This is a genomic window from Polaribacter sp. P097 (genome assembly GCF_036864555.1).
In the GTDB taxonomy this organism is placed as follows: Bacteria; Bacteroidota; Bacteroidia; order Flavobacteriales; family Flavobacteriaceae; genus Polaribacter.
Window position 1 is genome coordinate 591,390 of record NZ_JAZETJ010000001.1, and the last position, 12,818, is coordinate 604,207.

General features: G+C 30.2%; 12 protein-coding genes. 3 read left to right on the top strand and 9 right to left on the bottom strand.

The features are described 5' to 3' along the window. Positions 1–21: 21 nt before the first annotated feature. Together V7R38_RS02840 and rnpA are read right to left on the bottom strand one after the other, a co-directional pair. Positions 22–1,653: a S41 family peptidase gene (locus V7R38_RS02840; protein WP_334055965.1), complete on the bottom strand. Its 1,632-nt coding sequence runs from the start codon at positions 1,651–1,653 to the stop codon at positions 22–24. Beyond that, entirely contained in the window at positions 1,637–2,035 is a 399-nt protein-coding gene (gene rnpA, locus V7R38_RS02845) for a ribonuclease P protein component (RefSeq protein WP_334055966.1), read from the bottom strand. Before rnpA ends, V7R38_RS02840 begins: the two co-directional genes overlap by 17 nt. A gap of 177 nt (positions 2,036–2,212) precedes the next feature. Here rnpA and V7R38_RS02850 point away from each other — a divergent pair, with 177 nt between their 5' ends. The 3 genes from V7R38_RS02850 to V7R38_RS02860 all read left to right on the top strand — a co-directional run bounded on the left by V7R38_RS02850 (position 2,213) and on the right by V7R38_RS02860 (position 4,983). After that, positions 2,213–3,391 (top strand): acyl-CoA dehydrogenase family protein, encoded by a 1,179-nt coding sequence (locus tag V7R38_RS02850; RefSeq protein WP_334055967.1) that lies wholly within the window; start codon positions 2,213–2,215, stop codon positions 3,389–3,391. Positions 3,392–3,556: 165 nt separating this feature from the next. Next, positions 3,557–3,874, top strand: coding sequence for a hypothetical protein (locus tag V7R38_RS02855; RefSeq protein WP_334055968.1), 318 nt, complete (start codon positions 3,557–3,559; stop codon positions 3,872–3,874). A gap of 74 nt (positions 3,875–3,948) precedes the next feature. Further along, a complete protein-coding gene (locus V7R38_RS02860; RefSeq protein ID WP_334055969.1) occupies positions 3,949–4,983 on the top strand; it encodes a transporter in 1,035 nt (344 codons plus the stop codon). Positions 4,984–5,025: 42 nt separating this feature from the next. Here V7R38_RS02860 and V7R38_RS02865 read toward each other — a convergent pair whose 3' ends face one another. The 7 genes from V7R38_RS02865 to V7R38_RS02895 all read right to left on the bottom strand — a co-directional run bounded on the left by V7R38_RS02865 (position 5,026) and on the right by V7R38_RS02895 (position 12,718). Next, entirely contained in the window at positions 5,026–5,613 is a 588-nt protein-coding gene (locus V7R38_RS02865; RefSeq protein ID WP_334055970.1) for a methyltransferase, read from the bottom strand. Between the two features lie 44 nt (positions 5,614–5,657). After that, positions 5,658–5,954: a thioredoxin gene (gene trxA / locus V7R38_RS02870; RefSeq protein WP_334055971.1), complete on the bottom strand. Its 297-nt coding sequence runs from the start codon at positions 5,952–5,954 to the stop codon at positions 5,658–5,660. A gap of 56 nt (positions 5,955–6,010) precedes the next feature. Beyond that, on the bottom strand, positions 6,011–6,652 hold the full coding sequence (locus V7R38_RS02875) for a Crp/Fnr family transcriptional regulator (protein ID WP_334055972.1): 642 nt from the start codon (positions 6,650–6,652) through the stop codon (positions 6,011–6,013). Between the two features lie 85 nt (positions 6,653–6,737). Next, positions 6,738–6,869, bottom strand: coding sequence for a hypothetical protein (locus tag V7R38_RS02880; RefSeq protein WP_334055973.1), 132 nt, complete (start codon positions 6,867–6,869; stop codon positions 6,738–6,740). A gap of 66 nt (positions 6,870–6,935) precedes the next feature. Then, positions 6,936–8,279, bottom strand: a complete 1,344-nt coding sequence (locus V7R38_RS02885; protein WP_334055974.1) for a TolC family protein — start codon at positions 8,277–8,279, stop codon at positions 6,936–6,938. After that, positions 8,266–11,598 (bottom strand): efflux RND transporter permease subunit, encoded by a 3,333-nt coding sequence (locus tag V7R38_RS02890; protein WP_334055975.1) that lies wholly within the window; start codon positions 11,596–11,598, stop codon positions 8,266–8,268. Before V7R38_RS02890 ends, V7R38_RS02885 begins: the two co-directional genes overlap by 14 nt. Before the next feature lie 4 nt (positions 11,599–11,602). After that, entirely contained in the window at positions 11,603–12,718 is a 1,116-nt protein-coding gene (locus V7R38_RS02895) for an efflux RND transporter periplasmic adaptor subunit (protein ID WP_334055976.1), read from the bottom strand. Between the last annotated feature and the right edge of the window lie 100 nt (positions 12,719–12,818).

The following is a 12,818-nucleotide window of genomic DNA, read 5'->3' on the forward strand; positions in this document are numbered from 1 at the left end:
TTTTGTCTTGCAAATATATAGTTATTTGCCTGATAATATTTGATTATACTTTGGCTGATTATTAAGCAAATTAACTGCCTGAGAAATAACCTCATCCTTCTTAATTCTATTTTGATAAACCCCTTCTTTAAAATAATATTTTAACAAGATTTCTTCTTGCAACAAATTTGTAAGTATATGTTCATTCTTCTTAATTGCACTTAATTTTTGTTCAACTAAACTATTTTTTAAGGTTTGGTATTCTTTAGCAATAGCATTGTTTTCGGCAGCCAAATATGCTTTTTCGAACATTTTTTCTTGTGGAGTTACAAACGTAGTATCGTTAACTAAATAATTCGTAAACTTTTTAAAATCAGTTTTTGTAAAAACATAGTTTTCTGGATCTGCAATATTTGTGTTTTCATAATAGTAGTCTGTGGCAAAATTAAAAATTGCTTTAGAGCCTATTAATGCATCTGTAGCCTCTGTTTTAGCTGATAATTTAATTTCCACATCTGGCATAATTCCTCCTCCATCATAAACCGTTCTTCCATTAGCCGTTTTAAAAGCGTTAATACCTCTATCAGAAAACTTAGGTACAATACCTGTTTTAGTATCTCTATTGGTGTAATCTAATTCTTGTATACACCTTCCACTAGGGGTGTAATATTTAGAAATAGTTAGTTTTAATTGTGTACCATAGGTAAGTTCTTTTTGACGTTGAACTAAACCTTTACCAAAAGAACGCTGACCCATAATAACTGCTCTGTCATAATCTTGCAGAGAACCGCTTACAATTTCTGATGCTGAAGCAGAACTTCCGTTTACTAAAATTACAATCGGAATTTCTAAATCTAAAGGATCATTAGAACCCTTATAATTATTACTCCATTTTTTAATTTTTGCTTTTGTTGTTACAATGGTTTTGCCTTTTGGTACAAAAAAGTTAGAAATATTTATAGCCTCTAAAAGCGATCCACCAGGATTTGAACGCAAATCAAAAACCAATTTTTTCATTCCTTTGGCTTTCAAATCAATAAAAGCCTTTTTTACTTCAGAGGAAGCTTTATTATTAAATCGAGTTAAGGTTATATATCCAGTCTCTTCGTTTATCATTTGATAGAAAGGCACAGGGTTTACAACAACCTTTTCTCTCACCAAAACTTTATCTAGAATTTGAGCTTGCCTTAAAATTTTGGCATTCACCTTTGTGTTTGGTGTACCTTTTAAAAACATAGAAAGTTCATCTCTCTCCATATTTTTTAATGATTGTCCATCAACAGAAACAACTATATCACCAGCTTTTAAACCAGATTTATCAGCAGAAAACCCTTTGTAAATTTCTTTAATTTGAATTCCTTGATTTGTGTAATACACAGAAACACCAATTCCTGCATACTCACCTTCTCTTCTAATTTTAGCATCTTCAACATCTTGTTCGTTATAAAAATTAGTGTAAGGATCTAAATCCTTTAAGGTGTTTTTAATGACCCTATCTGTTAAATCTGCAGGATTAATTTCATCTACATAATACATATTTAATTCCTTGAATAAAGAATTGTAGATCTCAATCTGTTTTGCTACTTCAAAAAATTTAGATTTAAATGAAAATGATAAAAAAAGCACTGCCACAAATACAACAATGCCTATTTTCTTTTTATGATTGATGTTCATCGTTTTTTTTGTTTTTTATCTCACTTACAAACAAATGCAACAATTTGTTCATTTTAGTATAGATTTCATGATACTCTTTTTCTTCTTTACCAAGATACGAAATCATAAAAACATAAGGCTTATCTGCATTATCGTAAACAATTTCTTTTTGTAAACGATAACTTTCACGCATTAACCTTTTAAGTCTATTTCTATCTGGTGCTTTTTTAAAATTTCTTTTGGCTACAGAAACGCCCATTTGTGCAGGATACTCTGAAGTATGTTCCGTTTGTAAAAAAACCATTCTTAACGGAAATGCTTTTACAGAACTGCCTTCTTTATATAGCTTTTCTATGAGTTTTTTACTTTTTAATCTCTCTTGTTTTCCAAGGGTATACTTCATCATTACAAACTTAACAGAAAACAATAACTTTTAAAACGTTTCTTTGAAGTAACTTTCAAATTTTACGTATTTTTATATACGCAAAAATTACAGCATTTACAATATAAATTGTTGTAAATAAAACAAATATTGATATTTTTGTTAAATATTACACAAATAGAAAAATAAGATTCATAGATGAAGCCAGATTTATTTCAAGCACCAGATTATTATAACATAGATGATTTACTTACAGAAGAGCATAAATTAATTCGTGACTCTGCAAGAGATTGGGTTAAACGTGATGTATCACCAATTATTGAAGATTATGCTCAAAAGGCGGAATTTCCAAAACAAATAATTAGTGGTTTAGCAGAAATAGGCGCTTTTGGTCCTTACATACCAGAAGAATTTGGTGGTGCTGGTTTAGATCAAATTTCTTACGGATTAATCATGCAGGAAATTGAAAGAGGTGACTCTGGTGTAAGATCTACTGCTTCAGTGCAATCTTCTTTAGTGATGTACCCTATATTTACCTATGGAAATGATGAACAACGAAAAAAATATTTACCAAAACTAGCTTCTGGTGAATGGATGGGTTCTTTCGGTTTAACTGAGCCAAATCATGGTTCTAATCCTGGTGGAATGGAAACCAATTTTAAAGACAAAGGAGATCATTATCTTTTAAATGGTGCTAAAATGTGGATTTCAAATGCACCTTTTTGCGATGTTGCTGTGGTTTGGGCTAAAAATGAAGAAGGCAGAATTCATGGTTTAATTGTAGAACGTGGCATGGAAGGATTCTCTACACCTGAAACACATAATAAATGGTCTTTACGTGCTTCTGCAACTGGAGAACTTATTTTTGATAATGTACAAGTGCCAAAAGAAAATTTATTACCAAATAAATCTGGATTAGGAGCGCCTTTAGGTTGTTTAGATTCAGCTAGATATGGAATTTCTTGGGGTGCCATTGGTGCAGCTATGGATTGTTATGATACTGCTCTACGTTATGCGAAAGAACGTGAACAGTTTGGCAAACCAATTGGTCAATTTCAACTACAACAAAAGAAACTTGCTGAAATGATTACAGAAATTACCAAAGCACAATTATTAGCTTGGCGATTGGGAACTTTGAAAAACGAAGGTAAAGCAACCTCAGCACAAATTTCTATGGCAAAGCGTAATAATGTAGAAATGGCTTTAAAAGTTGCAAGAGAAGCAAGGCAAATGTTGGGAGGAATGGGTATTTCTGGAGATTACTCTATAATGCGTCATATGATGAATTTAGAGAGTGTAGTTACCTATGAAGGTACACACGATATTCATTTACTAATTACAGGTTTAGACATTACAGGTTTAAACGGATTTAAATAAAATAACCTATTCTTTAAAGACAAAAAACACCAAATAATTTGGTGTTTTTTTATGCACGAAATCTTTCTTATTAAATGGTTGTATTGTAAATTTGCAGTCCATTTTACTTAAGGTTTGATTCATAGAATTTCATCGTTTTTTTTAGTATTTTTATACTTGGTAGCTATGCTAAAGCCAATTGCACCATTTGTAGAATATGCTATAAATTATGATTATATCTCTAAGGTACTATGTATCAATACTGACAAACCAGAGCTTAGTTGTAATGGTAAATGTCAACTAATGCAAAAGCTAGAAGAACAACAAGAAAAAGATTATCAATCTCGTAGAATTCAAATGGATGAATATCCTATAGGTTTTGTAAAAATTCTAAATATTAACCCTAAAAACCTCAAAAGGAACTTAATAAAGGGAAAATATATCTACAAAAACCAGTATAAGTTTTTAAATTCTTACAACATATTTCACCCACCAATTGGTTAACTAATTTTTTAAAAATATCTATCAGATTTTATTCTGATGTATCAACTTATAAATTATTAAAAAAAATCAATTTGATGAAATCAATAAAAACAATTGGTTTAGGAATCTTCATATTCTTAACTCAACAAATAGTAGCACAACAAACCGAAAATAATAATTGGTCTAGCTCAAGACCAGATGGACATGCACCAATAACTGTTATGGCAGATCATTATCACAGCAAAGGAGGATGGATGTTTTCTTATAGATTTATGAATATGAATATGGAAGGCTTACTTTTAGGTTCTGAGAAAATAACCAACAATGAAGCCCATGATGTTGGCTATATGGTAACTCCTTTAAAAATGCCAATGCAAATGCACATGTTGGGGACAATGTTTGCACCTTCAAATAAAATCACTCTGTTGACAATGGCCAGTTTTATTTCAAATGATATGGATTTACAAATGAGAATGATGGGTATGAATTCACCTTTCTCTACCTCCTCTTCAGGTTTTGGTGACATAAAATTAGGTATGATTTATAAATTCATAAATAAAAATCAGCAATCCTTTCATGGTAATCTTACTATTTCCCTGCCAACAGGTAGCATTGGTGAAATGGACGAAACTCCTATGAGTGCTCCAAATAAAATTTTGTTACCTTATCCTATGCAAATTGGTTCAGGAACTTTAGACACTAATTTAGGTATTACTTATTTAGGTCAAACAGAATCAATTTCTTGGGGAAGTCAATTAAATACTACTCTTAGATTTGGTACAAACTCTGATGAATATGCCTTTGGAAACCAAATAAGTTTTAACAATTGGTTCGCCCTTAAAGCTACTAACTGGATTAGCTTTTCTGCCAGGTTACAAAGTTTATTTATAGATAAAATAAGAGGCGAAAACCCTAACTTAAACTCAACAATGGTTACTACTGCAGATACTAAAAATTCTGGGGGAACTAATATAAATGCAGGATTAGGATTTAACTTGTATGCAAATAAAGGTACTTTAAAAGATTTACGATTGGGCTTTGAATTTGCAATTCCATTATATCAAAAACCAAATGGAATACAATTGGAACGAAAAGAAACCATTACAATTGGCTTACAATATGCGTTATAAGCTTTGTACCAAACAATAAATATAAAGGTTAATAGGTTTCTATTAACCTTTATTTTTTATAAACTTACAGAACAACTCCATTCCTTTTCTATTTTGAATAGAATTATAACATTCTTCCAAAAGTTCAATTGTAAATAGGTTTCGAAATAAAGATGCATACTCTTTTTTGTCTCCTCCAAAAGGTGGATGATCTTCATTTAATTTCGCATCAAAAAGTAAGCCTACCAATTTGCCATTGTCATTTAAAACACTATGCATCTTAGAAACATATTCCTCTCTTAAATTGGGATTTAAAGCACAAAAGAAGGTTTGTTCAATAACAAGATCAAATGTTTGGTTTAATTTGAAAAAGTTTTGATGAATTAAATTCGATGATGGAAAACCTGGTACTCTTTTCTTTAGATTAGTTAATGCTAACTTAGAAATATCAATTACATAAACATTGGTAAAATCATTTTCCAATAAATATTCTGCTTCATGAGAATTGCCTCCTCCAGGGATTAATATTTTTAAATCTTTGTTTGTGAGTTGATCAAAATAGGCTTTTAAGGGTGGTGACACTTGCCCTAAATCCCAACCAGTTTTATTCGTTATGTATTTATTATCCCAAAATTGTTCGTCAAAAATCATCTTAAAAATAAAAAAACACCTAAAAAAAGGTGTTTGAATTAATATTAACTGTACTGTTTAATCACTGAAATTAAATCGTTTTTTTGCAACATTGCAGATTGTCTCCAAACTTGCTTTCCATCTTTAAAAAGCATAAATGTTGGTACGCCTCTTACTTGAAATTTTGCAGCTAAACTTTGGTTTTTATCAACATCAATTTTAATTATTGAAACCTCATCATTCAATTCTGCTTTTACCTCTTTTAAAATTGAACTCATCATTTTACATGGACCACACCACTCTGCAAAAAAATCGACTAAAACAGGTTTCTTCTGATTTATTATTTCTGTAAAACTAGTCATATTTCAATATTTTTCTCAAAGGTAAATTTTAATAGCGCCATTTTTAGTAACGTTTGTTACAATTCTAAAACTTTTATACTGTTTCTAAAAAGCTTTATTTTTCCATCATTCTCTAACTTTTTTAAAAGACGAGAAACTACAACTCTAGAGGTGTGTAAATCATCGGATATTTGTTTATGGGTTGTTGTTAACTCATCATTACTATTTACCATAGCCTTGTCTTTTAAATATTTAAACAAACGTTCATCCATTTTTAAAAAGGCAATAGTATCTACAGCTTGTAAAAGTTCTTCTACCCTGTTATGGTAACTTTGTAGTATAAAAGATTGCCAGCTTTTATAAGTACTAAGCCAAGCTGTCATTTTTTCTTTTGGTAACATAATTAAAGACACATCAGTTTCTGCAACTGCTCTAATCTTACTTTTGGTTTGGCCCATACAACAAGATAACGTTATTGCACATGTATCTCCTTTTTCTAAGTAATACAAAACCAACTCATCTCTTTTTTCGTCTTCTCTTAAAATTTTTATAGCACCATTTAACAGAAGTGGCATTGCATTTATATAATCTTCTATATCTATAATAATCTCATTTTTAGATACAGTTTTATAGGTACCAACTTTTTCGATTTCTTCTAAAAGTTCGGTTTCAAATAAATAGCCAAAATTGGAATTTAGTTTTGAATTAAAATCAGACATGTATAATTTTTTCTATGTATAAATTTAAGAATTCATAGACACATAGAAAAACTATTTAAGCACCAATTATAAAGAGTTTATTGTGCTATTTTGCTTTTTGATCTGTTTTCATTAAAAGATAAACTGCAAGTACTAAGCTTAGAACAACTAGTACAAAAACACCAATCATAACAGTACCATTTACCCAAGAAACTAAAGGAAAGTTAAGCATATTCATAAGATTCTAATTTTAATATAAAATTAGATGATATATAAATAATGAGAAATGATAAATATCAGGTTTCTACAATTTCACGTTTAGAATATCTCCACTTAATTGCAATAGCTGCAGTTCTATCAACTTTGCATCGAACTTTGCATTATTTAAAGCCGTTTTTGCATTAATTAAGTTGATTTGAGCTTGCCTAAATTCAACAGATGTAATTTGACCTAATTTGAAACGCTCTTGAGTTCTATCGAAATTATTTTGATTACTCTGTACATTCTGTTCTTGTGCACTCAAAATAAATAGTTGATTTTTATAGTTCTCCCACGTATTTTTTAAGTTGTTCTCTATATTAACTTTCTGCTGTTCTAATAAAATTTGTTGATTATCTAAAGCAATTTTAGCATTCGCTACTCTAGTTTTTGTTGAGCCTCCATCAAAAATATTCCAGGTTAAATTAAGACCTGCATTTAAACCATCTGAAGTAATTAACTTTGCTCCAAAAGGATTTATTAAATTTTCATTTCTAGTTCTATTGTAGCCATAAGAAGCATTGAAATTTAAAGATGGCATATAACTAGCTTTATTAATTTTAACGTTAAACTCACTAATTGCAATATTCTGTTCGTTTTGTTTTAGTAAAGAATTGTTTTGCAAAGTTTTTGTTTTTAACTCCTCAAAACTTAGCATATTGTTATATTCTACTTCTGTTTCTACTAAGAAATTAGCATTAGTTTCTTTACCTAAAATTATGTTTAAACCACGTTTTGCATTGTTTAATTGTTGTTTGGCAGCAATTAATGCTATGCTATCATTATTTACATCTACTTGTGCATTTAAAAATTCTAATTTGGTAGATTGCCCATAATCATACTGATACTGTGCACGTTGTAAACGCTGTTTAGAAATGGTAAGTGCTTCTGCTAAATTGTCTGTATTTTCTGATAAACGTGCTATTTGAAAATACGTAGTAAACAACTGTAAATAAGTATTTTCTATAGTTTCTCTAGCTTGTAGCTCAGTTAAATTATACGTTTGTTTTAGCTGCTCTACATTGTACTTACGACCAAAACCATCAAAAATGGTATAGTTTAAAGCTAAAGATGCGTTGTAAGTTTTAGCAACAACTCCATTTCCTGAAATCTCAGAATCATCTCCTGTATCTCTATCTGTAAAGGTTAAACTTTGATTATTTCTGCTATAATTAGCACCAGAATTTATGGTAGCAGTTGGTAATTTTCCTGAATTATAAATACTTGTATTATTCTCTGCTATTGCTAAATTATTCTTCGCAATTTTAATTCCGAAATTATTTTCTAATGTAATTTCTAATGCTCTTTCTTTGGTTAAAACGTCTTGAGCAAATCCGTTAAAACTCAATATGAATAAACCTATAAGTGTGCTGTATCTATTCAATTTCATAAACTACATTTTTAGGGTTTAAACTTTTATCCTCATCATCATCTTCATCAACCTTAGATTCTATAATGGCTCTTTCTACTTCTTCTTTACTAACCCTTTCATTTGTTTTTAACCACTTAATATTTACTTTTATTGAGTTAGATACAGAGAGTAAAAGTGGTAACATAACTAAAGTTAAAAGCGTTGCAATTGCTATACCATAAGCAATAGAAATAGCCATTGGTATTAAAAATTGTGCTTGCCTACTTTTTTCTAATAAAAGTGGTGCTAAACCTGCAATTGTAGTTAATGAAGTTAGAAAAATAGCTCTAAATCTTGATTGACCTGCTGCTATTAAAGCATCATCATATTTCATACCTTCTTTGAGGTAACTGTTGAATTTACCTATTAAAACCAAACCATCATTTACCATGATTCCTATTAATGCAATAATACCTAACCATGATAAAATTCCGATTGGAAAATTATGGAAATAGTGCCCCCAAACAACACCAATCATACTAAAAGGTATCATAATAAGTAATAAAATTGGCTGACTGTAAGAACGAAATGTAAATGCTATTACAATATAAATTAATAACAAAATAATTGGCCCAACAACATTTACAGAATCTGTAGTTTTTTTAGCCTCTCTATTCTGACCTTCAAATAGTGGTGAAACAGTTGGGTATTTAGATAAAATCTTTGGCATAATGTTCGCCTTAATATCATCTAATATTTCTGTTGCACTAGTTTCTAAATTTTTTAAATCTGCTGTAATCTGAATTTCACGTTTCCCTTCTAAGTGATTGATAGCAATATCACCTCTTTCAATTTCATAATTAGCAATTTCTGAAAACGGAATTCTATTACCTGTAGGAGTTATGATTCGCATATCATCTAAGTCTTTTATAGAAGATCTATCTTGCTTATCATAACGCACCCAAACTTTTATTTCATCTTGGCCTCTTTGAAAACGCTGAGCTTGAAAACCAAAAAAACCATAACGAACTTGTGTCATAATAGATTGCAGATTCAAACCAAGTAAATAGGCATTGTCTTTTAAAGTAATTTTAACCTCTTTAATTCCTGCAGGATCGTTATCTGAAACATCTTTTAAAAGCGAATTATTTTCTAACTCAAACTTTAACTCTTCTTTTGCTGCTTTAAGTTCTTCTATATTATTACCCAAAAGTGATACTGCAACTGGGCTACCTCCAAAATTACCTCCAGAACCAAACACCAAACTTTCTACACCATATACTTTACCTACTCTATCACTAATAGCATTTGTAATTTCTGGTGATGAAACATCTCTAGCTTCTCCAGGCAAAAGGTTTACAGTTAAAGTGCCGTTTGCAGAACCTGGCCCAACTCTTTTAATTACATTTTCTACAACCTGAATATTACCTGTTTGTTTGGCTGTATATTCTTCATTGACTTCCCAAACTTTTGTTTCTATAAAAGAGATAATAGAATCTGTAATTTGCTCGTTTGTACCTTGAGGCATATTTAAAGAAATCTGAACTCTATCACTTGCAATTCTTGGAAAGAATGATGTTTTTACAATTCCACCACCAATAGCCATAAAACTAAAAATCAAAATAGCAATAGGTACACTAAATGCAAAAAACTTATTTTTAAGAGAAAAACGTAATAAAGGCACATAGTATTTATCTCTAAAAAGAGTTAGATATTTATCTGCAAAACCATTCACCTTTGCAAAAAAGGCATCTACTTTACTTTCTTTTTCAAGAATTATAGTTTCACCATTTTTTACAACAATTACTTGATTCTTTTTGTGTTCTATAGATTCAATTTCTGAGTGATCAAAATTAAAATTGGCTGCTAAATTCTCTTCTTTTCTTCTCTTTAACGCTTTAGAATGTGCTATATGCGCAGGTAAAATAATAAGCGCTTCAATTAAACTAACAGATAGTGTTAATAATACAATTGTAGATACTTCACCAAAGAAACTACCTATTCTACCATCAACAAAAAAGAAGGTAGAAAATGCAATAATAGTGGTTAGAATTGCAGAAACAATTGGCGGAATCACTTCCATTGTTCCATCTATTGCAGCTTGTATTTTAGATTTTCCTAAATCGTAATAATGATGGTAAATATTTTCACCTATTACAATACCATCATCAACCAGAATACCAATAACGATAATCATTCCGAAAAGTGAAAGCACGTTAATGGTAACACTAAATTGCGCTGCAAAAATAAACATACCAAAAAAGGCAACAGGCAAGCCAAAAGCTACCCAAATTGCTAAACGTAAGTTTAAAAATAATGCTAAAAAGAAAAGCACTAATAATATACCAACAACACCATTTTCTATCAATAATTTTGTTCTACCATTTAAAGTAATAGAAGCATCACTAGAAACATTTAACTGAACATTCTGTTGTTTTTGATTGTACTCATAAATGTATTCTTTAATTTTTTCTGCAGATGAAATAAGGTCTTCGTTATTTGTATTACTTACTGTAATATCGATTGCTAAATTTCCATTATAGAACAATCGATCTGGATTTTCTGACCAAGTATCCCTTACTTCTGCAACATCTTTTAAGCGAATAATATTACCACTAGTTTCTGTTCTAACAATAAGATTCTGTAATTCAACACCATAATAAGATCGATTACTTGCACGTATTAAATAATCTTCTTCTGCAGTTTTAATATTACCACCCGTTATTAAAATATTTGAATTTCTTACAGCGTTTGCAACTTCTGTAAAAGACATATTGTAAGCCAACAAATCATTTTCACGAACTGCAATTTCTATTTCTTCTGCAGGAAAACCAGATATGGCAACTTGAGAAATGCCTTCTATACCTCTAATATCATTTTCAATATTTCTAGCATACTGTTTTAAAGATTTTAACGATACATTCTCACCACTAACTGTAAAACTAATTGTTGGTCTAATACTTTCTACTTTAGCAATTACTGCAGGTTCCATCCCTGAAGGGAAAGAAGGTACTCTATCTACCGCATTTTTTACATCCGATAAAACAACATCTATATTTTTGCCTTTTTCTACCTCTACATTTACAACTGCAGCATTTTCGTTAGATACAGAAGTTACTCTTTCTACACCAACAATTCCTTTTAAATTATCTTCAATTTTAAGCACAACACCCTCTTCCATTTCTGCAGGTGAAGCTCCAGGATACGTTAAATTGATTCTTATTAACTGTGAATCTACCAAAGGAAAAAAGGAAGATTTCATACTAATTGCACCAACTGCACCAAAGATGATAAACGCAAAAATCATTACGTTTACAGCAACAGGATACTTTATGAAATAAGTAATTATTTTTTTCATGTAATTACTTTTTAGTTTCTGTTTTTACAATCATTCCATCAAAAGCACCAGGTAAATTTTGCGTTAAAATCTTATCGCCATTTTCTAAACCTTTTACAATCACCTTTTCTGCACCAAAATAAACTGGTTCTATCATTGATAATGTTAATACACTATCATTTTTGACAGTATAAACTGCGCTATTATCTACCAATAATTTTCTAGAAATCTCAATGGCATCAGACTCTGATTTTGCCTCTAAATTTGCCTCTAAAAACATACCTTCTTTTAAATCTGGATGCTTAACATCAATATACGCAGTAATGGTTTGAGAAACTTGATCAATTCTACCATTAACACGAATTACCTTACCCTCGTAATTTTTAGACTTGTTTAGGTTATTCAACTTTACAGTATTACCTACTTTTAATAAATCTGCAAACTCCGCACTTACAGAAACTTCCATTTCGTAAATATCTGTATCTATAAACTCACCCAACTTTTGACCTGATCTAATTAAAGTTCCTGGGGTAACTAAAGCCTCAGTTAAAACACCTGTAAATGGGGCTCTAATTTGATGTTTGTACAAACGAACTTCTAAGTTTTTTACATTGTAATACGCTGTTAAAATTCCTCTACCAGAAATAAAGTACTTTTCTTTATCTGTAGCAAACTCAGGTAATTTTGCTATGGTTTTATTGATATCAAAATTCTGCAAATACGTTTCCCATTTTTTAAATTCTGATGTATAATCTAAACGTATATCTGGAAGTATTGAAGTAATTAAATTGAATAAATTACTTTTTTGTGATTTTAAACTTGCATTAAACTCATCACTATTTATGCTTAATAATATTTCGCCTTTATTATATTTTGTTCCTGGCTTAAATGCTTTATAACCCGCATTTAAGACACCCTGTACTTCAGAAAAAACATCTATTTTATTCTTTGCTTGTAGGTTACCATTTGCCGTTAAAATTATAGGAACTTCTTCGTTGATAACTTCCTTAACAAAAACAGTTTTTACACTTTTTTTAAAGGTTGGTCTTGGTTTTTGATTTTTATCGATAAAATAATTACCTAATAAAACAGCGCCAGCAATAAATGCTACACCTAAAATGGCCAAAATTACTTTTCTCATTACTTAGTTAGTTGAAGTGAACTTGTAAACAAGCTTTTTAAAATAGGCTACAAAGATACTTTTTTGATTGAACAGAGTGCATTTGAGCTCATTAATCTAT

What these genes read in the sequence shown, in the direction of transcription:
- V7R38_RS02885 (WP_334055974.1), bottom strand. Translation starts at nt 8,279, where the DNA reads ATGAAATTGAATAGATACAGCACACTTATAGGTTTATTCATATTGAGT.
- V7R38_RS02895 (WP_334055976.1), bottom strand. Translation starts at nt 12,718, where the DNA reads ATGAGAAAAGTAATTTTGGCCATTTTAGGTGTAGCATTTATTGCTGGC.
- V7R38_RS02840 (WP_334055965.1), bottom strand. Translation starts at nt 1,653, where the DNA reads ATGAACATCAATCATAAAAAGAAAATAGGCATTGTTGTATTTGTGGCA.
- V7R38_RS02855 (WP_334055968.1), top strand. Translation starts at nt 3,557, where the DNA reads ATGCTAAAGCCAATTGCACCATTTGTAGAATATGCTATAAATTATGAT.
- rnpA (WP_334055966.1), bottom strand. Translation starts at nt 2,035, where the DNA reads ATGAAGTATACCCTTGGAAAACAAGAGAGATTAAAAAGTAAAAAACTC.
- trxA (WP_334055971.1), bottom strand. Translation starts at nt 5,954, where the DNA reads ATGACTAGTTTTACAGAAATAATAAATCAGAAGAAACCTGTTTTAGTC.
- V7R38_RS02860 (WP_334055969.1), top strand. Translation starts at nt 3,949, where the DNA reads ATGAAATCAATAAAAACAATTGGTTTAGGAATCTTCATATTCTTAACT.
- V7R38_RS02850 (WP_334055967.1), top strand. Translation starts at nt 2,213, where the DNA reads ATGAAGCCAGATTTATTTCAAGCACCAGATTATTATAACATAGATGAT.
- V7R38_RS02880 (WP_334055973.1), bottom strand. Translation starts at nt 6,869, where the DNA reads ATGAATATGCTTAACTTTCCTTTAGTTTCTTGGGTAAATGGTACTGTT.
- V7R38_RS02865 (WP_334055970.1), bottom strand. Translation starts at nt 5,613, where the DNA reads ATGATTTTTGACGAACAATTTTGGGATAATAAATACATAACGAATAAA.
- V7R38_RS02875 (WP_334055972.1), bottom strand. Translation starts at nt 6,652, where the DNA reads ATGTCTGATTTTAATTCAAAACTAAATTCCAATTTTGGCTATTTATTT.
- V7R38_RS02890 (WP_334055975.1), bottom strand. Translation starts at nt 11,598, where the DNA reads ATGAAAAAAATAATTACTTATTTCATAAAGTATCCTGTTGCTGTAAAC.